The organism is Bradyrhizobium betae, from assembly GCF_004123905.1.
Taxonomy (GTDB): Bacteria; Pseudomonadota; Alphaproteobacteria; order Rhizobiales; family Xanthobacteraceae; genus Bradyrhizobium; species Bradyrhizobium betae_A.
Genome location: NZ_MZXW01000041.1, coordinates 16,706 through 42,990, shown reverse-complemented (window position 1 = coordinate 42,990; position 26,285 = coordinate 16,706). Strand labels below are relative to the sequence as shown.

Here is a 26,285-nt window from a genome sequence, read left to right as displayed (position 1 = left end):
CTCACTTCACCTTCGGCAGCACCTGCTTCACGACCTGCTTGCCTTCGACCACTTCGACCAGAAAACTCTGGCGGTCGATGTCGCCGGTGTCGCTGAAGGTGACGTCCATCAGGATGCCGGGCTCGTCCGCGGCCTTGATCGTCAGGCCGTGCAGCGTGTCGGCGAACGCCTTGCTATCGACCTTGCCCATCTTCTCGGTGGTGGCTTTCACCATGTAGACGGCGAGATAGCCCTTCAGGCCGTTATGATCGGGGACGTAATTGTACTTCTTCGCAAACTTGTCGCGGAACGACTTGATCAAATCGACCGGCGCGTCGGTGGTGAGGCCGACATGGCCGCGCGCGCCGTTGGCGGCGTCTCCTGCGAGCTCGATCACCTTCTGGCCGATCAGCGTGGTCTCGCCCATCAGCGGCGCGGTGACGCCCTGGCGTTTCAGCTCTTTGAGGATACGCGCGCTCTCTTCTTCGTTCAGGTAGACGAACACGGCGTCGGGATTGGCGGCCTTGATCTTGCCGACGTCGGCGGCGAAATCGGCCTGGCCTGCTTCGGTGGAGAGGTCGGCGACGACCTTGGAGCCGAGCCGGTCGAGCTCCTTGACCACGACGTCACGGCCGCCGCGGCCGAAGTCATTGTTGACCCAGACCACCGCGACCGTCTTCGCCTTCATCTCATCGTGGATATATTTGGCGACCTTCGGCATCGAGGATTGCTGGCCGAAGGATGTGCGGAACAGGAATTTGTTTCCGGCCTGCGTCAGTTCGGCGGCTTCGCCGCCCATGATCTGCGCGATGCCGGCCTCCGCCGCGAGCGGCGCCGTCACCTTCACCGAGCCGGAATAGCCGGGTCCGAGCAGCACATAGGGCTCGGCGTCGAGCGCCTTCTGCACTTGGGCGCGGGCCACGCCGGGGTTGGATTGCGAGTCGGCATGGGTGACCTCGAGCTTGCGGCCGAGCACGCCGCCCTTGGCGTTGATCTCCTCGATCGCGAGGTCGATGCCGTTCTTCCAGTTGGTGCCGACCGTGGCGCCGCCGCCTGAGAGCTCGGCGACGTCGGCAAGCTTGATCGCCTGGGCGTGGACGCTGGTTGCAGTCGCGAAGGCAAGCAGGGCGCCTGCCAGTAGTGTGGATCTCATGGTCTCTCCTCCCATTGATTTTGAAGTTGCCCGCGGCCTTGTATCCGGCCGTTTCGGTTACGCTGCGTGATAGGCTGCGCTTCGCGCCGCCATCACCTCGTCAAATGCCTCTCCCATGACGTCCGTCGATGGGGCAAGGCCCGTGAACAATTCGAAAGCGTCGGCGGCCTGGTAGATCGCGAGCTCCCGCCCGGTCATGATCCGCGCGCCCTTGGCTTGCGCCGCGGCCAGCAGCGGCGTGATCAGCGGCGAATAGACGGCGTCCGCGACCCACAGGTTTTCGCGCAGCAGCGTGGCTGGGACCGGGATGCCCCGGTTCGGCAGCATGCCGACCGGTGTGCCGTTGACGAGGCCGGTTGCGCCATCGAGCGCGTCCTCGACGCTTGCGGCCACCCTGGCGCCGCCCTGTCTGGCGAGCAGTGCGGCGAGCTTTTCGGCGCGGGCCGGCTCGCTGTCGAAGATGCGGAGGTCGGCGACCTCAAGGCTCGCCAGCGCAAAGGCGATGGCCTTGCCGACGCCGCCGGTGCCGATCACGGCGACCGCGTTTCCGGCGGGGGCCAGCAGCGGCGCGACGGCGCGCGCAAAGCCGGTCGTGTCGGTGTTATGGCCGATCAGCCTGTTATCCGTGACGACCACGGTGTTGACCGCCCCCATGGCGGCCGCACCCGGCGCCAGCTCGTCGAGCAGCGGGACCACCGCCTCCTTGTAGGGAAAGGTGACGTTGACGCCGGCAAAGCCAAGGCGCCGCACGCCTTCGAGCATCATGGCGAGCGCGCTTGCGTCGGCGCCGGCCACTTCGATGAGCTGATAATGACCGCGCAGGCCAAGCGCCTCGGCGGCGCGTTCATGCATGGCGGGGGAGGCGGAATGCGCGATCGGCGCGCCGATCAGGCCGGTCAGGAGCTTCTTGGATGCGGCAGGTCCGCGCTTTGACATGATCGACTATCGCCTGGTGAGGTGCCTTGATTTCCAGCCATTAGCCGCGAAATTCACGCAATTCCAAGTGGGACGATAGTCTTTCCCCCGCCTAACACAATTACCCTTTTATCCTGCAAACCTAACATAATGTTATTTCTTCCGCCCGCGCCCCGGCGCGGCCTTCCCATTGCTGCGGGACGGCTCGACCGCGCGCATCTCGGCGCGCAGGGACTCGATGAAATACTCGACATGAAGCGACAGCGGCGCGCCGCGCTTCACCGCGATATAGGTGTCGAACCGCGTCGGCTCGGTGATCTTGATCAGCTCGATCCCGGGATAGCCGCCATGGGCGACCGTGAACTGATCGATGATGGCGATGCCGAGCCCGGCCTTCACCAGCGCGCAGACAGTGGTGCCGAAGCGCGCGCGGATGGTGATGTTGTAGTCGAGCCGGTAGCGCGCGAAGATCTCGGCCATGATGCGGCCGTAGGGATCGTTCGGATCGATACCGATCAGCGGATAGCGGGTGATTTCGGCCGCCGAAACCTGCTTGCGGCCGGCGAGCTCGTGGCCTGATGGCACGATGCAATAGAGCTCGCCCGAGGCGAGCGGCATGAAGCCGAGCCCGGAATGCTCGAGACGGTAGCTCATCGCGACGCACTCGCCGCGGCCGAGCATCAGATAGTCGATGGCTTCCTCGAGCTTGAGGATGTTGATGTCGATGCCCAAATCAGGATAGCGGCGCCGCACGCGCTCGATCGCGCGCGGCACCATCACTTGCGAGATGCTCGGCACCGAGCCGATGCGCAATTCCGACAATCCGCCGCGGCCGATCTTGGAGATGATCTCGGAGAGGTCGTCGACCTTCTTGTAGACCCCGTTGATCTGCTCGAAGATAGTCTCGGCCTCCGGCGTCGGAAAATAGCGCCCGTTCTGGCGCTGGAAGAAGCGGATGCCGAGCGAGCGCTCGGTGTATTTGACCAGCCGGCTGATCCCCGGCGCGGAGACGTTGAGCAGCTTGGCCGCGCCGCCAATGGTGCCCGTCACCATCACGGCACGGATCACTTCAACCTGGCGCAGCGTCATCATGAACAGGGCATCCAAAAGAGGATCGTGGCGGCGATCATCTCACGATGACTGTGATGTCATCCAGCGGCAAGTATGGGCGCGCATGGGAGGGTGGAGAGCGCAGCTCGTTTACCGACGACAATTGCGGACTAATTTCGCGGTCAGATTGTTTCGACTAAAATCTGCGCGTTCGAATGGAAGGGCGGCAGCGTCGCGCGATCCGTTTCATCGGCGGCGTTTGTTGCGACTGCGGTCTAGCTCGCCGGGCCCTCGGGCGCGGCGCTGTCGGGCCGCTTTGCGCGCTCGCTTTGCAGCGTTTCGCGCGCGAACTCGATGATCTTCTGCTTGTTTGCCGTTTCGCGGACGGCGAAAAACACGCGGTTGAGTTCCAGGCCGAGCACGCTGTTGAGGGCGATGTCCTCGTCTTGCATCGTGGTTTTCCCGCTTCAGACGCCATAGGTGTATCTTGACGTCACTTCTTCCACAAGTAGATTAAATGTTCAAAACGGGCGAGCTCCGGAAAACTACAGGAGCAGCGAATTGAGGCAGCCGCCAAATACGTGCTATACCGGACGGCGAGGGGCAGGAAACGCACCGATGTCCGCCATCGACTATGGCCGGGAAGCGCTCGACTTCATTGAAGGACTGGATACCTATCGCAAGGTGCCAGACGCAATGAATGCGCTTGAATCGGCCTTCGGTCGCTTCGGGTTTGAGACCATCATCGTCACCGGCTTGCCGAATCCCGATCAGCGGTTTGCGCAGATGGTGCTCGCCAAGCGCTGGCCGGCGGGATGGTTCAGCCTTTACACCCAGAACAATTACGATCGCGTCGACCCCGTGGTGCGGCTATGCCGGCAATCGGTCAACCCGTTCGAGTGGTCGGAAGCCCCCTATAATGCCGAACTCGAGCCGAACGCGGCCGAGGTGATGAACCGCGCCACCGATTTTCGTATGTCGCGCGGCTTCATCGTGCCGATCCACGGGCTCACCGGCTATGAAGCTGCTGTGTCGCTCGGCGGCGTTCATCTGGATCTCAACCCTCGCAGCAAGCCGGCATTGCACCTGATGGCGATGTACGGCTTCGACCACATTCGCCGTCTGCTCCAGCCGACGCCGTATCCATTGACGCGTCTCACTCCGCGCGAGCGCGAGGTGATCTCGTGGGCCTCGCAGGGCAAGTCGGCCTGGGAGATCGGCGAGATCCTGCACATCACGCAACGCACCGCCGAAGAGCATCTTGCAACCGCCGCGCGCAAGCTCGGTGCCGTCAACCGTACGCATGCGGTTGCGCTGGCGATTCGCAACAAGATCATCAATCCCTAAGCGACGTACTGGGAAATTTCCCAATATCGAACCTGCCTCTTTTCGCAGAGGCTCCCCCCATTGAGGCTGAATGGGGGGTTTCATGATTCACGCAATTTCATCGGTCAATCGCCACCTTTACGAAGACGTGCTCGAGCAGCACTTCCGGATACGCCACGACATCTTCGTCGACGAGCGGCATTGGGAGACGCTACGCCGGCCTGATTGCCGCGAGGTCGATTCCTACGACGACGAAGACACCGTCTATCTGCTCGCGCTGGAGGGACGGCGCGTGGTCGGCGGTCACCGGCTCTACCCGACGACCAAGCCCTCGATGATGAGCGAGGTGTTCCCGCATCTGGCGTCGGTTCGCGGCTGCCCCTTCGATCCCCTGGTCTGGGAATGGTCGCGCTACTTCGTCGTGCGCGATCGCCGCGACGGCGCTCTCAACCTGCAACTGATGGCGGCGGTGCAGGAGTTCTGCCTCAATCAGGGCATCGCACAGGTCAGCGCGATCATGGAAACCTGGTGGCTGCCGCGCTTCCACGAGGCCGGCTTCGTCGTGACCCCGCTTGGTCTGCCGGCTCTGGTCGAGAACGCCTGGACCATGGCAGCGACCATCGACATTCGCCGGGAGACGGTCGACGCCCTGCATGATCGCATCGGCGTAACTTCCATCGTGCGACAGGACGGCCCACGTCTGGACGCCGTTGCCCGTGCCAACCTCTGCGGCCTTGCCGCGCAACGAAAGAGCGCCTGAGATGTCGAACATGATGCGGGACAGCCAGATCATGGCGCAGACCAAGGACGAGAATCTCGGCTACATGTCCGACATGGCGCTCGAGCTGGCGCAGATGGCGGAAGACACCGGATTGGCGACGCTCGCCTATCTGTTCCGGATGGCGGCGCTGGAGGCTTCAACGGCCAACAGCGTGCTTGCCGAGCCGGATGATCTTCCCCGGCAGATGACGTCGCACTAGACGCATCCTTTTATTTTTGACGACTCTCACACCCTCCCCACGGCCTGCCGGGGGGAGGGTGATCGTTTGGGTGCGGCAGGTTGACCCATCCCGCGCGGCAGCCTTCTTGCAAGGTCAATTTCGACCGCATGCACGCGCATGCAACAAAGTGCATGTTAGGTGTCGAATCGCTCTTGCCTCGGAACGATACTGCCATTACCCATTTTTCCGCCTTGAACAGGCAGGGGGAGCTCTTTCACTGATGGCGACTGTGTTCGAACATCGGCGCGTCTTCGCGTGCGCCTGAAAGAGTTTTGATGCTGCTCGTCGTCGAACAGTTTTTGAACGGATTGCAGTTCGGCCTGCTCCTGTTCCTGCTCGCCGCTGGCCTCACGCTGGTGTTCGGGATCATGGATCTCGTCAACCTCGCGCACGGCTCGCTGTACATGATGGGCGCCTATTTCGCCGCGACTTTTGCGGCGTGGACCGGCAGCTTCCTGCTCGGTGCGCTGCTGGCGCTTGGTGCGACGCTGGTGCTCGGCATCGTGCTCGAAATGTCGGCGCTGCGGCATCTTTATGGGCGCGATCATCTCGACCACGTGCTCGCGACCTTCGGCCTGATCCTGTTCTTCAATGAAGCCGTGCGGCTGATCTGGGGCCCGGCCGGCCTTGCGCTGCCGCTGCCGGCCTGGCTCACGGTGCCGGTGCCGATCCTGCCCGGCATTCACTATCCCGCTTACCGGCTCGCCATCATCGTTGTCGCTCTGATGGTTGCGCTGCTGCTCTATCTCGGCGTGATGCGCACCCGCATCGGCATGCTGATCCGCGCCGGCGCCTCCAACCGCGAGATGATCGGCGCGCTCGGCATCAACATCAAGCTGCTCTACACGCTGGTGTTCGGCTTGGGTGCCGCGCTCGCCGGCCTCGCCGGCCTGATGCAGGCGCCGATCCTCACCGTGCAGATCGGCATGGGCGAGAACATCCTGATCCTCGCCTTCGTCATCATCGTGATCGGCGGCATCGGCTCGATCCGCGGCGCCTTCCTCGCCGCGATCTTTGTCGGCATGATCGATACGCTCGGCCGCGCTTTCCTGCCCAACCTCTTGCGGCAGGTGCTGAGCGGCGCCGCTGCCTCCACCGCCGCGCCCGCGCTGTCCTCCATGCTGATCTACCTGTTGATGGCGATCGTGCTGGTGGTGCGGCCGGAGGGGCTGTTTCCGGCCAACCGTCGATGAAGGCCTTCACGGTGAGCAAGGCCGTCACGGCCCTGATGCTGGCGGGCCTCGTGCTGCTGCCGCTCTATTCGCAAGCCTCCGGCAACATCTTCATCCTGACGCTGTTCACCCGCATCGTCATCCTGGCGCTGGCCGCCGCGAGCCTCAATCTCATCATGGGCTTTGGCGGCATGATGAGCTTTGGCCACGCCGCCTATCTCGGCATCGGCGGTTACGCCGTCGGCATGCTCGCGCAGGAAGGTGTCGGCTCCGGCTTCATCCAGTTTCCGGTCGCGCTGGCGGCTTCCGCGATTTACGGGCTCGTGATCGGCGCGCTCTCCTTGCGCACCCGCGGCGTCTATTTCATCATGATCACGCTCGCGTTTGCGCAGATGGCCTATTACGTCGCCTCGGGCCTTGCGCGCTACGGCGGCGACGACGGTCTCACCGTCTACAAGCGCAGCGACTTCTCCGGACTGATCAACCTGTCGAACCGCACGCAGTTCTATTATCTCTGCCTCGCCTGTCTGTTCGCGGTCATCTTCCTGATCTGGCGCATCGTCAATTCGCGCTTCGGCCTCGTCGTGCAGGGGCTGCGATCCAACGAGCAGCGCATGCAGGCGATCGGCTTCCCCGCCAAGCGTTACCAGTTGGTCTGCTTCGTCATATCCGGCATGATGTGCGGCCTTGCCGGCGCGCTGCTCGCCAACAACACCGATTTCATCAGCCCGGCCGTGATGTACTGGACCCGTTCCGGCGACCTCATGGTGATGGTGATCCTCGGCGGCATGGGCACGCTGTTCGGCCCTGTCATGGGCGCGGTGGTGTATCTGCTGCTGGAAGAGTTTTTGTCGCAGCTCACCGAATACTGGGCGCTGATCATGGGCCCGCTGCTGTTGCTGATCGTGCTGTTCGGCCGTGGCGGCATCATGGGCCTGCTCGGGAGGCTCAATCGTGGCTGAACCCTTGCTCCGCGTCGAAAAGCTGGTGCGCCGCTTCGGCGGCATCACCGCGACGGACAACGTCTCGCTCGACGTCGCGAGCGGCGAACTGCACGCCATCATCGGCCCGAACGGTGCGGGCAAGACCACGCTGATCAGCCAGCTCACCGGGCATCTCGAACCCCATTCCGGCAGCGTCTCGCTCGGCGGCCGCGATATCACCTATCTGCCGGCCTACCGCCGCTGCGCGCTGGGCCTGGCACGCTCGTTCCAGATCACCTCGCTGCTGCTCGACTTCACCGCCGCCGACAATGTCGCGCTCGCGGCACAGGCGCATGCCGGCACCTCGTTCCGCTTCTTCGCCAATGCGCGCAAGGAAAAGGGCTTGCGCGATGCCGCCCATGCCGCGCTCGACCGCGTCGGCCTGTTGCATCGTGCCGATGTCGTGGTGAGCAGGCTCAGCCATGGCGAGCGCCGCCAGATCGAGCTTGCGGTCGCGCTCGCGAGCAAGCCGAAATTGCTGCTGCTGGATGAGCCGATGGCCGGTCTCGGCGTCACCGAATCGCAAGGAATGGTGAAACTGCTCCAGGAGCTGCGGAAAGAAGTCTCGATCGTGCTGGTCGAGCACGACATGCCGGCGGTGTTCGCGCTCGCCGACCGCATCTCGGTGCTGGTCTATGGCCGCGTCATCGCGTCCGGCGATCCCGCCGAGATCCGCGCCAATGAAGACGTGAAGCGCGCCTATCTTGGCGACCAGCACGTGGTGACGCACCATGGCTGATACCCTGCTCGACGTCGACGGCATCGAGACCTGCTATGGCCTCTCGCAGGTACTGTTCGGCCTGTCGTTGTCGATCAAGCCGGGCGAGATGGTCTCGCTGATGGGCCGCAACGGCATGGGCAAGACCACAACCATTCGCTCGATCATGGGCCTGACGCCCGCGCGCGCCGGCAGCATCCGCTTTGCGGGCGCCGAGGTGCGGACGCAGCCGTCCTACAAAATTGCAAAACTCGGAATCGGCCTCGTGCCCGAGGGGCGCCAGATCTTCCCGAACCTCACCGTGCGCGAAAACCTCGTCGCGGCCGCCGCGGATCGCTTCGGCAGCCCCAATCCCTGGACGCTCGCCGCCATCTACGTGATGTTCCCGCGTCTCGCCGAGCGTGCCGCCAACATGGGCAACCAGCTCTCGGGCGGCGAGCAGCAGATGCTCGCGATCGGCCGGGCGCTGATGACCAATCCAAAGCTGCTGATCCTGGACGAAGCGACCGAAGGCCTCGCGCCGCTGATCCGCGACGAAATCTGGAACTGCCTGTCGCTGCTCAAGAGCCGCGGACAGTCGATCCTGGTCGTCGACAAGAACGTCGACCACCTCGCCCGTATCTGCGACCGCCACACCATCATCGAGCGCGGCAAGACGGTGTGGAGCGGCACTTCGGACGAGCTGATGGCCGAGCCGGATCTTCAGCACAAATATCTGGGGATTTGAGCCCCCGCTCTCACCTTCGTCATTGTGTGCAATGACGAAGGGCAGGGCCGGGAGCCCTCACCAATAAATCCCGTGCCGGTGCAATTCCCGGATCACGCGGGCCTCGGTGGATGGTTCGCGGTGTTTCGGCTTGGCCGTTTCGGCAACCGGCGCGGCAGCTGGCTGCACGGGCGTTGCCGCCGGCGCTGTCACGGCTTGTGTTGGCGTGGCTGGCGGAGTTGACGTGACGGTCGTGGTTGCCGTCTGCACATTCGCCGGCGGCGTTGTCGTCGGGACCTGCGATGCCTGCGGCGGAGTCGTCGTTGCCGGCTGCTCGGTTGCCTGGCTCGCATTGGTCGCCGCCAGGCTCAGGCTGCGCGGACCGCCGGCGTGGGCTTGGCCCGTCAGCAAGGACATTGTCGCAATCAGAATCAGCTTGCGCATGGCAACCCCCGTTGTATCCGGTCAATCCGTCTTACCTAAGTCGCGTCTCCGCACCGTCACCGGGCGAGGCGATGCACGCCGATCTCGATCAGGGTCGTGCGGCAGGACAGGCGATAGATCAGACTGAACAATTGACCCAACATGATCGAACTCCGTTGTTGATCACTGAACCCCATCATAGGCGCCGTGTCTTTCCGGCGGTTTTCGTGGGCCGAGGAAAATGGCTTCGTCCGGGGACAGAGTGATGTTGTCGGACCAGCCCCGATGAAGTCGCCTCACAGGGGCGTGAGACGTGAGCCCGTCGTCACCCGAAGACACCAAGGCTTGACGCTCGAAGAATATCGGGATATCCCTGCGTCAGTTATGTCGGGATATCCCGATAATGGGGCGTGATGGCGGAGCAAGAGCTTCCTGTGGTGGAGCGGAATCGCTGCAACTGCGCGGCTCTGCGCAAGGCGTCGCGGCACATGACGCTGTTCTACGACGCGGCGCTGGAGCCCTCTGGACTCCGGTCCACGCAGTACGCGCTTCTGACCGAGATTCATCGCCGCGGCAATGCGCCGCCCTCAATCGGCGATCTCGCCGAGGCGCTCGTGATCGACCAGTCCACGATCGGCCAGAACCTGCGCCCGCTTGAGCGCGACGGCCTGGTCACGTTGGAGCGTGCCGAGGCCGATCGTCGGATTCGGCTGGTCAAGCTGACGCGCGCCGGGCGTTCGCGCCTCGCCGATGCGCGCCCGCTTTGGCTCGCCGCGCAGGAGAAATTCGAGGATGGCTTCGGCAAGCGTGCTGCCGCCGAGTTGCGAAACGTGTTGGCCGGCATCGCCGGGGATCAATCGCTGATCCCCGAGCGGCATGAATTGCGCAGCGAAAAGGCATAACAAATGAACAGCATTGAACGCGCCAACTTCGCCCGCGCGGTGCCGCTTGATGATCTCTCGCTGCCGCCCAAGCCTCGCCGTCCGTCGACGTCCCCAAACATGGTGTTGGCGATCGTGTGCGTCGGCATCTGCCTTGCCAATCTCGACCTCTTCATTGTCAACGTCGCGCTGCCCAGCATCGGGCAAGACTTCAAGGACGCTTCCCTCGACGACATGTCGTGGGTGTTGAACGGCTACGCCATCGCCTATGCGGCGCTATTGGTGTTCTTCGGCCGGTTGGCCGAGCGCCATCGCAGAAATCTCAGCTTCTTGCTCGGTGTCGGCCTCTTCACCGTCGCCTCGGCGGCCTGCGCCGCCGCCGACAATGTCGGGATGCTCACGGCGTTTCGCATCGTGCAGGCCGCAGGCGCAGCGTTGATGACGCCGACCTCTCTCGGTCTGTTGCTGGCCGTGTTCGCCCCGGAGAAGCGCGGCGGCGCGGTGCGGACCTGGACCGCGATCGGCGGCCTCGCCGCGGCGCTCGGACCGGTCGTCGGCGGCATGCTCGTCGCTGTCAATTGGCGCTGGATCTTCTTCGTCAATGTCCCGATCGGCCTTGCAGCCATGGTGATCGGCTGGTGGAAGCTTCCGGAGATCGAGGGCCATGACGCGCCCCGCCCGAAATTTTTCGATGCGGTGCTGGTGACCGGCGGCATCGGTGCGCTCGTCTTCGCCATCGTCAAGGTCAGCGACTGGGGTCTGCGCACGCCTGCCATCGGCTACAGTTTCGCCGCTGCGGCGATCCTGCTGGGCCTGTTTGTCTGGCGCTGCCTCCGCCTCGAAAATCCGTTCGTCGATCCGGCGCTGTTTCGCATTCGCCCATTCACGGGCGCTGCCCTGGTGATGGCACCCTATTCGGGCGCCTTCGGCGCCATGCTGCTGTCGGTGGCTCTGTGGGAGCAGACGGCGTGGGGCTGGTCCGCGTTGCAGACCGGGCTCGCGATCGCGCCAGGGCCGCTGATGGTGCCGATCACCTCCCTGCTGTTTGCCGGACGGCTGATCGCGCGTTTCGGCGCCGCGCCCGTCGTCACGGCCGGCATCGTGGTTTTCGCGGCGGGTCTGGTCGCCTGGGCGACCTTGATCGGGCCCGAGCCGCATCCGGCCTTCGTGATCATGGGCATGATTCCGACCGGGATCGGCGTCGGCTTGACGTTCCCGACCTTGATGGGCGTCAGTGCCGCTGGCTTGCCGCCGTCGTCTTTCGCGACCGGCTCCGGCGTGATCAACATGATCCGCCAGGCCTCGCTTGCGATCGGCGTCGCGATCTTCGTCGCCATCGTCGGTTCGCCTTCATCATTGCCGGAGCGCCTCGTGGCATTCCAGCGCGGTTGGTGGGTGATGGTCGCGATCGTCGCGCTTGGTCTTGTGCCGACCTTCGTCTACCTCAGGCAGAAGCCGAAGGTGCCCTGACAGAGCGCCCTAGAAGATCTCGAAATATTCGCGGTGCTCCCAGTCGGTCACCTCGGACAAGAACCGATCGATCTCGGCATTCTTGATGTGGGTGTAATAGTCGACGAACTCCGCCCCCAGCTTCTCACGGAAGAACGGATCGTCCTTCAGCGCGCTGACCGCATCGCGCAAGCTTTTCGGCAACAGCGGCGCCCTGGTCTCGTAGGGCGTGTCGGCGGACGGGCCGGGATCGAGCTTGCGGTCGACGCCGTCGAGGCCTGAGAGAATCTGCGAGGCCATGTAGAGATAAGGATTGGCGGCGGGCTCGCCGATGCGGTTTTCCAGGCGCGTGGCGGCATCGCCCGCGCCGCCGAGCACGCGGATCATCACGCCGCGATTGTCGCGACCCCAGATCGCGCGGTCCGGCGCCAGCGAATAGGACCGGTAGCGCTTGTAGCCGTTGATGGTCGGCGTGGTGAACACGGTCGAGGCGCGGGCGTGGTCGAGCAGGCCGGCGAGGTAGGCCCTGCCGAACGCGCTGAGCGGCTCGCTGCCGTCTTTTGCCATAAATTGGTTTTCGCCAGACGCGCGCGAGACGATCGACTGGTGCAAGTGCCAGCCGCTCGCGAACGCATTCGGCAGCTTCGGCCGACACATGAAGGTGGCGTGATAGCCGTGCCGGCGCGCGATCTGCTTCACGGCGCTTCGGAACAGCACCATGTTGTCGGCGGGCTCCAGGCCCTTCTTCGGCGCGAAGGTGAATTCGCACTGGCTCGGCCCGAACTCGACTTCGACCGAGCGCAATGGCAGCCCGAGCGCGACGATGTCGCGGCGCAGGATCTCCAGCACCGGCTCCATCTGATCGAAGCGCTGCTCGGTGAGATATTGATAGCCGTGGCTGAGCAGGCTCACCGAGGGCGGCGTGCCCGGCTGTCCGGCGTCCTCCGCGCGCATATGCGGATCGTCGAGCTTGAAGATGTGGAATTCGACCTCGAGCCCCGCGACGAAATCGTGGCCGCGGCTGCCGAGCTCGTCGAGCACCTTGCGATAGAGCCCGCGCGTTGCGAACGGCACCGGGCGGCCGTCATTGAAATAGAGGTCGCACAGCACCCAGCCGGTCGCCGGTGCCCACGGCAGCACACGGAACGTGGTGGGATCGGCGACCATCAGCACGTCGGCCGCGCCCTCCATCTCCTTCATGCCGAAGCCGCCGCCCGCGGTGAACACCGGGAACACCGTGCGGTGCGAGGTGTCCTTGGCGAGCATGGTGGTGGTGATGGAGCAGCCACTTTCGAGCGAAGCGATTGCCTCGGAGGCGATGATGGTCTTGCCGCGCAAAATGCCGTGCTGATCGGGGAAGGCGAGGCGGATGACTTCGAGGTTTTTTTCCTCGACGAGACGGCGCATTCGCGTCGCCGCGTCCTTCTGCTCATCCGACCACAGCGCATGACGCGCGACGAAAGTCACTTTGGTTGCTCCTCAGTCGTGAGGCGCGAAGCATGCGCCACATTCTCCGTCATTGCGAGCGTAGCGAAGCAATCCAGGAATGCGGCCGCGGTGACAGACTGGATTGCTTCGCTGTGTTCGCAATGACGAGGATAGGCCGTCACCGTCACTCCGCCGCCGTCAACCGGTGCACGTTGTCCGCGATCTCCTTCGGCACCGGTGCGGTCCACGGCGCGCCGCGGCGGCGCTTGACGTCGACTTCCATCCAATAGGTCTCCCAGCCGCGGGTCGGCCCGATGCCGTCCATGGTCGCGGGGCCCTGGATCGAACGCGCGTTGGCCTCATCAAGGAACAGCATCGGCTTCTCGCCGCCGCCGACTTTCTCGATCTCAGCTCGCAGCAGGCGGCGATATTGCACGATCGCCTTGTCACTCGAACCGAGATGCTCCTTGGTGCGATCCTGGATCGCGCCCATCGATTCCACCGCCCACTGATCGTGGACGTTGATGTCGTTGCCCATGCCGGTATAGGTCGCGGTCTGCTGCTCGTGCGGATCGAAACCGTAATCGTTGCTGCGGTTCTTGCGCGACTTGTAATCCGGCAGCTCATAGAGCTCGAGCCGCTGGTCGCGCATCTTCTGCTTGTCGACCGGGTTCGAATAACTGGTGAAGATCGCGTACCAGTAGCAATTCTCGTCATCGACCGGCACGTGCCACTGCGTGATCGTCATCTCCGTGCTCATGGGAATGACGAAGCCGTGCGGGAAGAGCTGGTTGGTGACGCGCACATGGGTGCGCTCCTCGTCGATCTCGCGCAGCGCGATCAGCCGCAGGCCGTATTCGGTGTGCTCGACATTGATGATCGGGCGGTCGTATTCGCGCAGGATTTTCGTCATCGGCAGGTCGGAGCCAGCCGACGCGCCACGGAACTGCTTGCCGTAGGCGGTGGAGGTGTCCTCATCCTCGAAGAAGCGGTGCAGATAAGACGCGTGCGCGGGATCGATGCCGACTTCCAGCGCCTGCAGCCAGTTGCAGGCCATGTGGCCCTTGAAGGCAAAGGTATGCGTGCCGGGCGCCACGAAACAGTCGAGCTCCGGAAAGGCCGGCGGCTCACCCTCGCCGAGATAAGCCCAGAGGATGCCACTCTTCTCCATCACGGGATACGAGCGCTGGCGGATGTTCTGGCAGAGTTTTGAATCCTTCGGCTCGGCCGGGGTCTCGATGCATTGGCCGGTCGCGTCGAACAGCCAGCCGTGAAAGGCGCAGCGCAGGCCGCCAGGTTCGAGCCGTCCAAAGGCGAGGTCAGCGCCGCGATGCGCGCAATGGCGATCGATCAGGCCATAGCGCCCGGTCTCGTCGCGGAACAGCACCAGGTTCTCGCCGAGCAGTTTGACGGGCCGGATCGGACGATCGCCGTCGAGCTCGTCCACCAGCGCCGCCGGCTGCCAGTAGCTTCGCATCAGCTTTCCGCACGGGTCCTTCGGCCCGGTGCGGGTGATCAGGTCGTTCTGCTCCTGGCTCATCATGGCGAGTGCATCCTTTGTGGAGTGGCGATTGTTCGCCTATTGAACGAATGGGCGAATTATGACATGCCTTGGACCGGCAGCAAGCACTATTTTGCAGGAATGTCCCGAGGCCATGCCCAAGCTGAAGCGAAGCGAGACCGACGAGCGCGCGACAGATTTTGTCGAAGCCCTTGATCGTGGCCTGCGCCTGCTCCAGTGCTTCGGCACCAACACAGGCCCGATGACGCTGAGCGATCTCGCCCGTGCCGCCGAGCTTCCGCGCGCCACCGCGCGGCGCATGCTGTTCACACTCCAGCGCGGCGGCTATGTCTCCGGTGACGGAAAACTGTTCTCGCTGACGCCGCATGTGTTGACGCTGGCGGCGTCGTACTTGCGCTCCAATCAGCTCGTCGCTGTGCTTCAGCCCGTGCTCGATCGCGTCGCGACTGCGGCAAACGAAATCGCCTCGCTCGCGGTACTCGACGGTGACGACGTCGTGTTCGTCGCACGCAGCAGCCCGGCGCGGATGTTTTCCGGCGGACTCGAAATCGGCTACCGCCTGCCGGCCTTCTGCACCTCGGTCGGCCGCGCCATGCTCGGCCAACTCGACGATGCCGATCTCGCCGCGCGGCTGAAGGCGATGAATCGCGAGGCGCTGACGCCGCAGACTGAAACCGATCCCAAGGCGCTGCTTGCGCGCATCGTAGCCGACCGCGCGCAAAACTATTCGCTGGTCGACCGCGAGGCCGAGCCGCATTTTCGCTCGATCTCGGTTCCCGTGCGCCGTTACGACGATGTGATCGTCGCCGCCATCAACATGGGCGCCCATGTCGACCGCGTGCCGGCGCAGGAATTGATCGACCGTTTCCTGCCGCTTCTGCGCGAGGGGGCTGAATTGGTACGTTCGCAATTGCTGTAGGTTCTCGTAACCGGTGCTATGATGCGCTCCACACAAGAGACCAGGGAGGACGCCATGCAACACACCATGGTTCCCAGCGATCGCGTGGAGCACGTCGCCGTCTATGGACGCGACGGCACGAAGCTCGGCACGATCGAGCGACTGATGCTCGACAAGGTGAGCGGAATGGTTGCCTATGCCGTGATCAAGACCGGCGGGCTGCTCGGCACCCATCACCATTATCCGGTGCAGTGGAGCGCGCTGAAATACGACCCAGGACGTCAGGCGTTCCAGGTTGAGCTGACGCTGGACGAGTTCAGCAGCGGCCCGTGCGAGTTCGATGGCGACGAGTTCGATTGGGGCGACCGCTCGCGGCCCTACCCGCATCCGAACTACTGGTCGGTCTAGCCGCGACGCAAATATTGGAGCCCGGGTAAGCGAAGCGATACCCGGGGCACTACACGTCGGCCTCGATCGACGCTTTCGCTACCCGTTGCGCATCCAGTCGGCGAGACCGGACAGCGCCTTGTCGAGGTCTTGTCGCGCAGCCACGTCGGTGACCGTCTCCTCCAGCGCGCCGCGCATGCAGAGCAGCCACGCATCGCGCTCGGCATCGCCGATGGCAAAGCCGATATGCCGCTGCCGCAGCCGTGGGTGTCCCTTCTCGACCGAGTAGAGTTTGGGGCCACCGGTCCATTCGGTGAGGTAGCGCTTCAGCACGTCCCGGATCAGGCCGAGGTCGTCCGCATGCATGGCGCGGATGATCTTCGCCTCCGGCAGCGTGTCCATGCGGTCGTAGAAGCGGTCGACCAGAGCGTCGATCGTGGCGCTGCCGCCGATCCGCTCGAACATGGAGATGGTGACGTCGCTGTCGGTCATTCTACAGCGCCACACTCCGCAGCCCAAAACTCCGGGCTTCGTTCTGAAGCACCGGCCGCACCGCATCGACCAGGCGCGCGGCCGCGGCATCGACGGAAAGTCCCGCGGTATCCACCACCGCGGTGGCGCGCGAATACAGCGGCTCGCGGCTGAGCAAAATGTTGCGCAGCTCGGCCATCGCGGAGCGGTCATCGGCCATCGGGCGCAGATCGCCCTGGCGGCGGACGCGGGCCATGTGCTCCTCGGGCTCGGCCTTCAGCCAGATCGTGTAGAACGACGACAGGATCTGGTCGAAGGTCAGGGGCTCGGAGACGATGCCGCCGCCGGTCGCCAGCACCATCAGCTCGTTGCGTGCGAGCAGCTGTTGCAGCGCCGCCTGCTCCATGCGGCGAAAGCCTTCCTGGCCGTAGAGCGCGATGATCTCGGCGACCGAGAGCCCGTTCTGCTGCTCGACCTCCTTGTTGAGCTCGACAAAGCTCCAGCCGACCTTCTTCGCCAGCATTCGCCCAAGCGTCGATTTGCCGGCGCCACGCAGGCCGATCAGCGCGATGCCGCAGAACGGCGCGCGCCGCGGCGCGGTTGCGCTACCGCCGGCGAGCAGATCTTTTGCCTGTGCGATCTGCGCGGGCGTTGCCTTGCGGAGCAGATCGCGAAACATCTGCCAATCCGGCGTCGGATCGGCTGAGGGGAGGAGGTCTTCGAGATGCGCGCCCATCGCGTCGGAGACGCGGCGCAAGAGCACGATGGAGACGTTGCCCTTGCCGCTCTCGAGCTGCGCGATGTAGCGCTCCGAAATCCCTGATACCTTGGCGAGCACTTTGCGCGACATGCCACGCAGCGCGCGCATGGTGCGCACGCGTTGGCCGAGCTGTTCGAGAAATCGGGATTCTGCGTCGGGACTTTCGGTCATGAGTCTTCTTTAGCGGATGCCTTCTTTAAAGGTCCTACGGCGCGTTTTAATGAAACATAGTGCCTGCTGGCATTGACAGCAAGCCAGTGCAGTGTCTTTCTATGAATTATAATTCTAAATTCGGGAGAGACGACCGTGAGCGAGGGATCCTATAACGCGGTGACCTGGCTGCTCGACCGTAACGTCGAGGAGGGCCGGGCCAACAAGCTCGTCTTCGACGACACCGTTTCGAGGCTCACCTATGGCGAGCTCCAGCGGGAGAGCCGCCGCGCGGCCAACATGCTGCGCCGGCTCGGCGTCCGCCGCGAGGAGCGCGTGGCGATGATCATGCTGGATACGGTCGATTTCCCGGTCGTGTTCCTGGGCGCGATCCGCGCCGGCATCGTGCCGGTGCCGCTCAACACGCTGCTGACTGCCGATCAATATGCTTACATCCTCGCCGACTGCCGTGCGCGCGTGCTGTTCGTGTCCGAAGCGCTCTATCCCGTCATCAGGGACGTGGTCGGCCGCATGCCCGATCTCGAGCATGTCGTGGTTTCCGGCGTCAAGCAGAACGGCCACAAGCAGCTCGCGGAAGAGATCGCCGGCGAGAGCGACCAGTTCACGACGGCTGTGACGCATCCGGACGAGCCGGCGTTCTGGCTCTATTCGTCCGGTTCGACCGGCATGCCCAAGGGCGTCCGCCACATCCATTCGAACCTGCAGGCGACCGCCGACACCTATGCGAGCCAGGTGCTCGGCATCCGTGAGAACGACGTCTGTCTCTCCGCGGCAAAACTGTTCTTCGCCTACGGCCTCGGCAATGCGCTGACTTTTCCGATGTCGGTCGGCGCCACCGTGGTGCTGAACAGCGAGCGTCCGACGCCGGCGCGGATGTTCGACCTGATGAACCGCTACAATCCGTCGATCTTCTATGGCGTGCCGACGCTGTTCGCGGCGATGCTCAATGACGAGACGATGAAGAGCGAACGCGGCGGGAAGTCGCTGCGCATCTGCACCTCGGCAGGCGAGGCGCTGCCGGAATCCGTCGGCAACAGCTGGAAATCGCGCTTCGGTGTCGACATTTTGGATGGCGTCGGCTCGACCGAGCTCTTGCACATCTTCCTGTCGAATGCGCCCGGCGACATCAAATACGGTTCATCCGGCAAGCCGGTGCCAGGCTATGCGGTGCGGCTGGTCAACGAAGCCGGGCAAGATGTTGCCGACGGCGAGGTCGGCGAGCTCCTGGTCGATGCGCCCTCCGCCGGCGAGGGCTACTGGAACCAGCGCCACAAGAGCCGCCGCACTTTTGAAGGCCCTTGGACCCGCACCGGCGACAAATATGTCAGGGATGCCGAGGGCCGCTACACCTTCTGCGGCCGTGCCGACGACATGTTCAAGGTCTCCGGCATCTGGGTCTCGCCGTTCGAGGTCGAGAGCGCGTTGATCACGCACCCTGCCGTGCTGGAAGCCGCCGTCGTGCCCGAGGCTGATCCGGAAGGCCTCCTGAAGCCAAAGGCCTTCGTCGTGCTGCGCCCGGGTGCGACGACGACGGACTTGCAGGAGATGCTGAAGGAGCACGTCAAGCAGAAGATCGGCCCGTGGAAATATCCGCGCTGGATCGACGTGGTGGACTCCTTGCCGAAGACGGCGACGGGGAAGATCCAGCGGTTCAAGCTGCGGGAAGGCACGAACTAGCAATGGGTCGTCATGGCCGGGCTTGTCCCGGCCATCCACGTGCCACCGTGATTGAGGAAAGACGTGGATGCCCGGATCAAGCCCCGGCATGACGACGGAGAGAGAAGAGCGCAGTCATGACAACCCTCACCCCCACCGGCTTTCTCAGCATCGGCAGCTCCAGCCTCGAATACAAATGGCTCGCGCCGCAATCAGCCGATGCGCCCACCATCGTCATGTTGCACGAAGGCCTCGGCTCGGTCGGCCTCTGGGGCGATTTCCCGGAAAAGCTCCAGCAAGCCACTGGCGCCGGCATCTTCGTCTATTCGCGTGCAGGCTACGGCCAGTCGAGTCCGGTGACTCTGCCGCGTCCGCTCGATTACATGCAGCGCGAGGCGCTGGATGTGCTGCCCAAAATTCTCGACGCGATCGGCTTCAAGCGCGGCCTGCTGCTCGGCCATTCCGACGGCGCCTCGATCGCGACGATCTATGCCGGCGCGCATCAGGACTATCGCCTGAGCGGCCTCGTGCTAATGGCGCCGCATTTCATTGTCGAGGATATCTCGGTCAAATCCATCGCCGCGATCAAGACGACCTTCGAGACTACCGACCTCAAGCCAAGGCTCGCCCGCTGGCACAAGGACGTCGACAACGCCTTCCATGGCTGGAACGACGCCTGGCTCGATCCCAAATTCCGCGACTGGGACATTTCGGAATATCTCGCCTATATCCGCGTTCCCATTATGGTCCTGCAAGGTGCAGCCGACCAATACGGGACATTGCGACAGGTCGAAATTGCCCAGGAAGAGTGCTACTGTCCGGTAGATTTGAAAATTATTTCAGACGCGGGCCATTCCCCGCATCGTGAAGCGCCGGGGGCGACGCTTGACGCTATTGAGCAATTTGCAAGCGCGGCCCTGCGCGACGATCAGGGACTCCAGGGACGCGCCGCATGATCCTGAGGAGGCACATCCATGAATGTGCCTTCACATGCGAGCGGCCCCTTGCCGTGGCCGCGATGGGCCTACGTGCCGGGCGAGACCGGCAGGGTCGACGCGGATTACGAGACGCTCGATTTGGCCAAGGCGCTGGTGCCCTCGGCCTTCCGCGGCTATGTGCCGGCGCGGCATCCGGCGCTGCGCTATGGGCTCGCGCTCAACGACCGCGGCTATTTCTGGGAATCGCAGGAGGTGCTGGAGGCGGTCTGGGCCGCAGCGCCGCAAGGCGGCCGCGAGCGCATCCTGCTGCGTGCCTGCATCCAGATCGCCAATGCGAATTTGCGGCTGCGGATGCAGCGCTCGCATTCAGCCGCGCGCCTGTTCGGCGATGCACAGGTGGAGTTAAAGGCGCTGAACTCGCGCAAGGCGGCTCCGGGCGGCGACGGCTTTGTCGAGAGCTTTCCGGTCTCGGCGCTCAACGCGCTGCTCCAGGCCAAGCTCGGCCGTCCCCAGCTCTCCAAGGCGGACTGGATCGCGCTCAGCGCCATTGTGCGGTCCCAGTAATCTGCATGAAACAAAGTGCATGAGCCGGCGGTTAGGGGCTAGACGCGCCGAAAAAGATGCATTATTGTGCATATAACGCTACGGCAAAAACGTATAATCAGCTCAAGGGTGGCCCATGGCCGGGGAAGATCGGCGCCTCGCAGGCGGCGCGACATTCATCGATTTCCAGACCGAACCGTCCCGCTACAAGCACTGGAAGCTGGCGGTCGATGGCGACGTCGCGACGCTGACCATGGACGTCGACGAGAACGGCGGCCTGTTCGAGGGCTATTTGCTCAAGCTCAATTCCTACGATCTCGGCGTCGACATCGAGCTCGCCGACGTGGTCCAGCGGCTGCGCTTCGAGCACCCGGAGGTGAAGGTCGTGGTGATGCGTTCGGCCAAGAACCGCGTGTTCTGCGCCGGCGCCAACATCCGGATGCTCGCGGGCTCCACCCACGCCCACAAGGTGAACTTCTGCAAGTTCACCAACGAGACCCGCAACGGCATGGAAGACTCCTCGGAGAACTCCGGCCAGCGCTTCATCACGGTGGTGAACGGCTCCGCTGCCGGCGGCGGCTATGAGCTTGCGCTTGCGACCGATCACATCATCCTCGCCGATGACGGCGCGTCTGCCGTTGCGTTGCCCGAAGTGCCGCTGCTCGCGGTGCTGCCCGGCACCGGCGGTCTCACCCGCGTCGTCGACAAGCGAAAAGTGCGCCGCGACCACGCGGACTTTTTCTGCACCATCGAGGAAGGCGTGAAGGGAAAGCGCGCCGTGCAATGGCGCCTCGTCGATGAGATCGCACCGAACTCCAAGCTCGAGGCCAAGGTCGTCGAGCGCGCCAGGGAATTCGCAGCCGCCTCGAAGCGCGCCGGCAGCGGTAAGGGCATCGCGCTGACGCCGCTCAAGCGCGTCATCGACGAGACCAGCCTCCGCTACGGTTTTGTCACAGTCGATATCGACCGCGCGGCGCGGATCGCCACCATCTCGATCAAGGCGCCGGAGACCGCACCGCCCGCCGACATCGACGGCATGATGGCGCAGGGCGCCTCGTTCTGGCCGTTGCAAGTGGCGCGCGAGATCGATGATGCCATCCTTCACTTACGCATCAACGAGCTCGAGATCGCGATGCTGGTGTTCAAGAGCCATGGCGACCGTGCCCATGTGCTCGCCAGCGACGCCTTCCTCGAAGCCAACAAGGCGCATTGGCTGGTCAACGAAATCAGGCACTACTGGAAGCGCGTGCTCAAGCGCATCGACGTCACCTCGCGCACGCTGGTGACGCTGGTCGAGCCGGGTTCGTGCTTTGCCGGCACGCTGGCCGAGCTCGTCTTCGCCGCCGACCGCTCCTACATGCTGATCGGCACGCGGCAGGGCGACAATCGCCCGCCGCCGTCGATCGAACTCTCCGCGATGAACTTTGGCCCGTATCCGATGAGCCACGGCCTGACGCGGCTGGAGTCGCGCTTCCAGGCCGACCCGTCCGATGTCGAGCGCGCAGAAGCGACGATGGGCACCGCGCTCGATGCCGAGCAAGCGGAAGAACTCGGCCTCGTCACCTTCGCGCTCGACGACATCGACTGGGACGACGAGGTCCGCGTATTCCTCGAAGAGCGCGCCAGCTTCTCGCCCGACAGCCTCACCGGAATGGAAGCGAGCCTGCGCTTCGTCGGCCCCGAGACGATGGAGTCAAAAATCTTTTCACGCCTGACCGCCTGGCAGAACTGGATCTTCCAGCGCCCGAACGCCGTAGGCGAGGAAGGCGCGCTACGTCGCTACGGCAGCGGCCAGAAGCCGAAATTCGATATGACGCGGGTGTAACGACTTTCGTGTCCCGGGCGCGCCGCGGCACGAAGTGACGCTGCGCAGAACCGGGACCCATAACGGACCAGCCAATAGGTCCCGGCTCAGCGGTGCAGCACTTCGCGCCCCACTGCGTCCGGGACACGAGACCGACCAAGGAGCACGGCCATGAACGCGAATATCATGAACGTCGACTACTCGACCAAGATTCCGAACAACGTGAATCTCGCCGAAGACCGCCAGGTGCTGAAGGCGCTCGAAGGCTGGCATCCCGGCTACATGGATTGGTGGAGCGACATGGGGCCGGAGGGCTTTCAGGAATCGCTGGTCTATCTGCGCACCGCTTACTCCGTCGATCCGCGTGGCTGGGCCAAGTTCGACTACGTTCGCATGCCCGACTATCGCTGGGGCATTTTGCTGGCGCCGCAGGAAGAGAACCGCGTCGTGCCGTTCGGCGAGCATTTTGGCGAGCCGGCCTGGCAGGAAGTCCCGGGCGAATATCGCGCCATGCTGCGCCGCCTGATCGTGATCCAGGGCGACACTGAGCCGGCTTCGGTCGAGCAGCAGCGTCATCTCGGCAAGACCGCACCCTCGCTCTACGACATGCGCAATCTGTTCCAGGTCAATGTCGAGGAAGGCCGCCATCTCTGGGCGATGGTCTATCTGCTCCAGAAGTACTTTGGCCGCGACGGACGTGAAGAGGCCGATGATTTGTTGCGCCGCCGCTCTGGCGATGCCGATGCGCCGCGCATGCTGGGCGCCTTCAACGAGGCGACGCCGGACTGGCTATCGTTCTTCATGTTCACCTACTTCACCGACCGCGACGGCAAGATGCAGCTGCACTCGCTGGCGCAGTCGGGCTTCGATCCGCTGTCGCGCACCTGCCGCTTCATGCTGACGGAGGAAGCGCACCACATGTTCGTCGGCGAAACCGGCATCACCCGCGTCGTGCAGCGCACCTGTGACGCGATGCGCGAAGCCGGCATCACCGATCCCTCCGATATCGCAAAGGTCCGCGCGCTCGGCGTGATCGATCTTCCGACCATCCAGAAGAAGCTGAACCTGCACTATACGCTGTCGCTCGACCTGTTCGGCTCGGAAGTCTCGACCAACGCGGCCAACGCCTTCAACACCGGCATCAAGGGCCGCTATCACGAGACCCAGATCGACGACGATCACCAGCTCAAGAACGCCACCTATCCGGTGCTGAAGTTCATCGACGGCGAGATCAAGCTGGTCGACGAGCCCGCGCTGACCGCGCTCAACATGCGCCTGCGCGACGATTACAGCCAGGATTGCGTCAAGGGCATGCTGCGCTGGAACAAGGTGATCTCGACCGCGGGCTACGACTTCCAGCTCAAGCTGCCCAATGTCGCCTTCCATCGTCACATCGGCGAATTCAAGGACATCCACGCCACGCCGGATGGTCTCTTGATCGACGAGGCGACCTGGGCCAAGCGCAAGGACGATTGGCTGCCCTCGACCGCGGACGGCGATTTCATCACCTCGCTGATGCAGCCGGTGACCGAGACCGGCGTGTTCGCCTCCTGGATCTCGCCGCCGAAAGTCGGCATCGACAACAAGCCCGGCGATTTCGAGTACGTGAAGATCGAGTCGTAGGCGTCTTCTTCTTCACCTCTCCCCGCTTGCGGGGAGAGGTCGGATCGCTCTTGCGATCCGGGTGAGGGGGTACAGGTGCGGCGACAATCTCCCGTGTGGAGAGAGGCCCCTCACCCCAACCCTCTCCCCGCAAGAGCGGGGCGAGGGAGCGCACCGTCCGCGCCGCAAGCAGCGCGGTCTCTGCCGAGCGGTGCCGCCTACCCCGCGATCTCCAGCCCCGCATTCGCATAGACCACACCGCCGTCGACTGCGATGGTGTTGCCGACCACATAGTCGCCCGCACGCGAGGCGAGATAGATCGCCACGCCTGCCATGTCCTCGTCGGTTCCGATCCGCCGCGCCGGAATGCGCATTGCCACCTCGTCCGAATGGTCCCGCGCGGCGCGGTTCATGTCGGACTTGAACGCGCCCGGCGCGATCGCGGTGACGTTGATGTTGTCCTTGATCAGCTTCGTCGCCATGCGCCGCGTCAGATGGATCACGGCGGCCTTGCTGGCGGCGTAGGAATAGGTCTCGCCCGGATTGACGAAGATGCCGTCGACCGAGGCGATGTTGATCACCTTCGCCGGGCGCTCATGCGAAGCCGCCGCGCGCAACGGTTTCGCGAGCGCCTTGGTCAGGAAGAACAGCGACTTGACGTTGAGGTCCATCACCTTGTCCCAGCCGCTTTCGGGGAATTCGTCGAACTCCGCGCCCCAGGCCGCGCCCGCATTGTTGACGAGGATGTCGAGCTTCGGCTCCAACTTGATGATTTCGCCAGCCAGCCTGTCGCAGCCTTCGACGGTCGAGATGTCGATCGGCAGCGCGATGCACTCGCCGTCATACTGGGCTGACAGCTCTTTCGCGGTCGCCTCGCAGGGACCGGCCTTGCGCGCGGTGATGTAGACCTTCGCCGCGCCTGCGCCAAGGAAGCCCGCCGCGATCATCTTGCCGATGCCGCGCGAGCCGCCGGTCACGAGCGCGACGCGGCCTTTGAGCGAGAACAGATCGTTGAACATGGTGCCTCCCTTGGTTTGGCGCCGTTTTTGGGCGCGGCGAGGAGGGGAGTCAAGGAAGGTGCTTGGGATGGAAGTGTGGCGACAGCTGTCCAACTCACTCGGAATGGGGATCAGGCCGCCGCAAACCTGCGAAAGCCGTTCCACATCGCCGTTGCTGCGCCTGAGGTCAGCACCGGCAAAATCCGCGCGTCCTGATAGTTGCCGTTGAGCGAGACGCGCGGCAGCGCGGTCATGTGGCGCCCGTTCTCGGCGAACAGCATGCCGGGACGCGTCGTCACCGCGGTCTTGAAGCCGGCAGACGCGGCGAGTGCGAATTCGCGCATCCCCGCTGCCTCGCGGTCGCCATAGGGGTAGGCGAAATGCAGCACGGGCCGCTCCAGCGCGCGCTCGATCCGTGCGCGGCTCTCGGCCATCTCCTGCGCGGCGATCTCCTCGCTCTGCTTGGCGAGATTGCAATGGCTGATGCTGTGCGCGCCGATCGTCACCAGCGGATCTGCGGCGAGCTGCTTCACCCCGTCCCAGGACAGGCAGAGGCTTCGGCACAGCGCTTTCATGTCGACGCCGTATCTCAAGCAGAGCGCTTCGATCTCGCGCTTGAGATCATGCTCGCCCGGCAGCGCGCGCAGCCAGTCGTGCAGGCGGTCGAACGCCACCTGTTTTGCGGCCGGCGTCGTCGTGTCGAGCCGCAGCGCGGAATTGCCGATGCTGACCTCGATCTGATCGGCCGTGGCGATCACGGCTTCCAGGGCGATCCACCACAGCCGTCCGGAGCCTTCCGCGAAATCGCTGGCGACATAGACCGCCAGAGGCGCGTCAAATTCGCGCAGCACCGGCAGAGCAAACTCGAAATTGTCGCGATAGCCGTCGTCGAGTGTGAAGGCGGCGAAGCGGCGGGCGAACCGGCCCTGCACCAGCCGCTCATGCAGCTCGTCCATGCTGATGATGTCGATGTCGCGCGAGCGTAGATGGCTCAGCGTCGCGCGCAGGAAATCGGGGGTGACCTCGAGGTGCCGGTTCGGCTGGAACGCGCCCTCGCGGGCCGGCCGCACGTGGTGCAGCATGAAAATAGCGCCCACGCCCGACAAAAGCGGGCGCAGCAGATGGTGCGCCCCGCTGAAGTAGAGTGCTCCCAGCCCGGCGCGGATGACGTTGTTACGGAGTTGTTTCATGACCGGCTGGCCGACCCCTGGCATTCCGCCTTCAGCTTAAGGACCGACCCTTGAAGAAAAAGTTATTCCAATTGTCCACGTAAGGGGCCCGGAAGGGCCCCATTTCCGGTTTGACAGCCTGCCAAGGGTTTGTTTTGTCTCCGGTTCCAGAGTTCAGGTCG

27 protein-coding genes are annotated in these 26,285 nt (G+C 64.0%); 16 read left to right on the top strand and 11 right to left on the bottom strand.

What is annotated here, in order from left to right; translation table 11 throughout:
• Nucleotide 1: 1 nt before the first annotated feature.
• The 4 genes from B5V03_RS29505 to B5V03_RS29490 all read right to left on the bottom strand — a co-directional run bounded on the left by B5V03_RS29505 (nt 2) and on the right by B5V03_RS29490 (nt 3,549).
• Nucleotides 2-1,132 (bottom strand): ABC transporter substrate-binding protein, encoded by a 1,131-nt coding sequence (locus B5V03_RS29505; protein WP_129273910.1) that lies wholly within the window; start codon nt 1,130-1,132, stop codon nt 2-4.
• A 57-nt stretch (nt 1,133-1,189) separates the two neighbouring features.
• Nucleotides 1,190-2,068: a shikimate dehydrogenase gene (locus B5V03_RS29500; RefSeq protein WP_129273909.1), complete on the bottom strand. Its 879-nt coding sequence runs from the start codon at nt 2,066-2,068 to the stop codon at nt 1,190-1,192.
• 132 nt (nt 2,069-2,200) lie between these two features.
• The gene (locus tag B5V03_RS29495; RefSeq protein ID WP_129273908.1) at nt 2,201-3,139 is read right to left on the bottom strand and encodes a LysR family transcriptional regulator; all 939 of its coding nucleotides are present in this window, start codon (nt 3,137-3,139) and stop codon (nt 2,201-2,203) included.
• Between the two features lie 233 nt (nt 3,140-3,372).
• Nucleotides 3,373-3,549: a hypothetical protein gene (locus tag B5V03_RS29490; protein WP_129273907.1), complete on the bottom strand. Its 177-nt coding sequence runs from the start codon at nt 3,547-3,549 to the stop codon at nt 3,373-3,375.
• Between the two features lie 166 nt (nt 3,550-3,715).
• Between B5V03_RS29490 and B5V03_RS29485 the strand changes: the two genes are divergently transcribed.
• From B5V03_RS29485 to B5V03_RS29455, 7 genes are all read left to right on the top strand, one after another.
• Nucleotides 3,716-4,444, top strand: a complete 729-nt coding sequence (locus tag B5V03_RS29485) for a helix-turn-helix transcriptional regulator (protein WP_129273906.1) — start codon at nt 3,716-3,718, stop codon at nt 4,442-4,444.
• Nucleotides 4,445-4,526: 82 nt separating this feature from the next.
• Nucleotides 4,527-5,183, top strand: coding sequence for an acyl-homoserine-lactone synthase (locus tag B5V03_RS29480; RefSeq protein ID WP_164988368.1), 657 nt, complete (start codon nt 4,527-4,529; stop codon nt 5,181-5,183).
• A gap of 1 nt (nt 5,184) precedes the next feature.
• Entirely contained in the window at nt 5,185-5,403 is a 219-nt protein-coding gene (locus B5V03_RS29475) for a hypothetical protein (protein WP_008540920.1), read from the top strand.
• Between the two features lie 296 nt (nt 5,404-5,699).
• Nucleotides 5,700-6,617, top strand: a complete 918-nt coding sequence (locus B5V03_RS29470; protein WP_129273904.1) for a branched-chain amino acid ABC transporter permease — start codon at nt 5,700-5,702, stop codon at nt 6,615-6,617.
• Entirely contained in the window at nt 6,614-7,558 is a 945-nt protein-coding gene (locus B5V03_RS29465; RefSeq protein ID WP_129273903.1) for a branched-chain amino acid ABC transporter permease, read from the top strand. The genes B5V03_RS29470 and B5V03_RS29465 overlap by 4 nt, the downstream gene beginning before the upstream one ends.
• Entirely contained in the window at nt 7,551-8,318 is a 768-nt protein-coding gene (locus B5V03_RS29460; RefSeq protein WP_129273902.1) for an ABC transporter ATP-binding protein, read from the top strand. The genes B5V03_RS29465 and B5V03_RS29460 overlap by 8 nt, the downstream gene beginning before the upstream one ends.
• On the top strand, nt 8,311-9,024 hold the full coding sequence (locus B5V03_RS29455; protein ID WP_129273901.1) for an ABC transporter ATP-binding protein: 714 nt from the start codon (nt 8,311-8,313) through the stop codon (nt 9,022-9,024). The genes B5V03_RS29460 and B5V03_RS29455 overlap by 8 nt, the downstream gene beginning before the upstream one ends.
• Nucleotides 9,025-9,081: 57 nt before the next feature.
• Here the strand turns inward: B5V03_RS29455 and B5V03_RS29450 are convergent, their stop codons facing one another.
• On the bottom strand, nt 9,082-9,447 hold the full coding sequence (locus tag B5V03_RS29450) for a hypothetical protein (RefSeq protein ID WP_129273900.1): 366 nt from the start codon (nt 9,445-9,447) through the stop codon (nt 9,082-9,084).
• Nucleotides 9,448-9,914: 467 nt separating this feature from the next.
• Here B5V03_RS29450 and B5V03_RS29445 point away from each other — a divergent pair, with 467 nt between their 5' ends.
• Both B5V03_RS29445 and B5V03_RS29440 read left to right on the top strand, forming a co-directional pair.
• Entirely contained in the window at nt 9,915-10,328 is a 414-nt protein-coding gene (locus tag B5V03_RS29445; RefSeq protein ID WP_245502372.1) for a MarR family winged helix-turn-helix transcriptional regulator, read from the top strand.
• A 3-nt stretch (nt 10,329-10,331) separates the two neighbouring features.
• Nucleotides 10,332-11,777, top strand: a complete 1,446-nt coding sequence (locus B5V03_RS29440) for an MFS transporter (RefSeq protein ID WP_206736201.1) — start codon at nt 10,332-10,334, stop codon at nt 11,775-11,777.
• Nucleotides 11,778-11,786: 9 nt separating this feature from the next.
• Here B5V03_RS29440 and B5V03_RS29435 read toward each other — a convergent pair whose 3' ends face one another.
• Both B5V03_RS29435 and B5V03_RS29430 read right to left on the bottom strand, forming a co-directional pair.
• A complete protein-coding gene (locus tag B5V03_RS29435; RefSeq protein ID WP_129273898.1) occupies nt 11,787-13,223 on the bottom strand; it encodes a glutamine synthetase family protein in 1,437 nt (478 codons plus the stop codon).
• Nucleotides 13,224-13,368: 145 nt separating this feature from the next.
• Entirely contained in the window at nt 13,369-14,727 is a 1,359-nt protein-coding gene (locus B5V03_RS29430) for an aromatic ring-hydroxylating dioxygenase subunit alpha (protein ID WP_129273897.1), read from the bottom strand.
• Between the two features lie 112 nt (nt 14,728-14,839).
• Here B5V03_RS29430 and B5V03_RS29425 point away from each other — a divergent pair, with 112 nt between their 5' ends.
• Nucleotides 14,840-15,625, top strand: coding sequence for an IclR family transcriptional regulator domain-containing protein (locus B5V03_RS29425; protein WP_129273896.1), 786 nt, complete (start codon nt 14,840-14,842; stop codon nt 15,623-15,625).
• A 54-nt stretch (nt 15,626-15,679) separates the two neighbouring features.
• Complete coding sequence (locus B5V03_RS29420; RefSeq protein ID WP_164988367.1) at nt 15,680-16,012, top strand: PRC-barrel domain-containing protein; 333 nt, start codon at nt 15,680-15,682, stop codon at nt 16,010-16,012.
• A 78-nt stretch (nt 16,013-16,090) separates the two neighbouring features.
• On the opposite strand, the gene B5V03_RS29415 is transcribed toward B5V03_RS29420, so the two are convergent.
• On the bottom strand, nt 16,091-16,483 hold the full coding sequence (locus tag B5V03_RS29415) for a group II truncated hemoglobin (RefSeq protein WP_129273894.1): 393 nt from the start codon (nt 16,481-16,483) through the stop codon (nt 16,091-16,093).
• Between the two features lies 1 nt (nt 16,484).
• Nucleotides 16,485-17,393, bottom strand: a complete 909-nt coding sequence (locus B5V03_RS29410) for a helix-turn-helix transcriptional regulator (protein ID WP_129273893.1) — start codon at nt 17,391-17,393, stop codon at nt 16,485-16,487.
• Between the two features lie 135 nt (nt 17,394-17,528).
• Between B5V03_RS29410 and B5V03_RS29405 the strand changes: the two genes are divergently transcribed.
• The 5 genes from B5V03_RS29405 to boxB all read left to right on the top strand — a co-directional run bounded on the left by B5V03_RS29405 (nt 17,529) and on the right by boxB (nt 23,957).
• Nucleotides 17,529-19,070 carry a benzoate-CoA ligase family protein gene (locus tag B5V03_RS29405; protein WP_129273892.1) on the top strand — a complete coding sequence of 514 codons (1,542 nt, stop codon included), beginning with the start codon at nt 17,529-17,531 and terminating at the stop codon, nt 19,068-19,070.
• 116 nt (nt 19,071-19,186) lie between these two features.
• On the top strand, nt 19,187-20,005 hold the full coding sequence (locus B5V03_RS29400; protein ID WP_129273891.1) for an alpha/beta fold hydrolase: 819 nt from the start codon (nt 19,187-19,189) through the stop codon (nt 20,003-20,005).
• A gap of 18 nt (nt 20,006-20,023) precedes the next feature.
• Nucleotides 20,024-20,551, top strand: coding sequence for a DUF309 domain-containing protein (locus B5V03_RS29395; protein ID WP_129273890.1), 528 nt, complete (start codon nt 20,024-20,026; stop codon nt 20,549-20,551).
• A 115-nt stretch (nt 20,552-20,666) separates the two neighbouring features.
• Nucleotides 20,667-22,355, top strand: coding sequence for a 2,3-epoxybenzoyl-CoA dihydrolase (gene boxC / locus B5V03_RS29390; protein WP_129273889.1), 1,689 nt, complete (start codon nt 20,667-20,669; stop codon nt 22,353-22,355).
• 150 nt (nt 22,356-22,505) lie between these two features.
• On the top strand, nt 22,506-23,957 hold the full coding sequence (gene boxB, locus B5V03_RS29385) for a benzoyl-CoA 2,3-epoxidase subunit BoxB (protein ID WP_129273888.1): 1,452 nt from the start codon (nt 22,506-22,508) through the stop codon (nt 23,955-23,957).
• 197 nt (nt 23,958-24,154) lie between these two features.
• Here the strand turns inward: boxB and B5V03_RS29380 are convergent, their stop codons facing one another.
• Both B5V03_RS29380 and B5V03_RS29375 read right to left on the bottom strand, forming a co-directional pair.
• Nucleotides 24,155-24,955 carry an SDR family oxidoreductase gene (locus tag B5V03_RS29380; RefSeq protein WP_129273887.1) on the bottom strand — a complete coding sequence of 267 codons (801 nt, stop codon included), beginning with the start codon at nt 24,953-24,955 and terminating at the stop codon, nt 24,155-24,157.
• Nucleotides 24,956-25,065: 110 nt separating this feature from the next.
• Complete coding sequence (locus B5V03_RS29375; protein ID WP_129273886.1) at nt 25,066-26,124, bottom strand: polysaccharide deacetylase family protein; 1,059 nt, start codon at nt 26,122-26,124, stop codon at nt 25,066-25,068.
• Between the last annotated feature and the right edge of the window lie 161 nt (nt 26,125-26,285).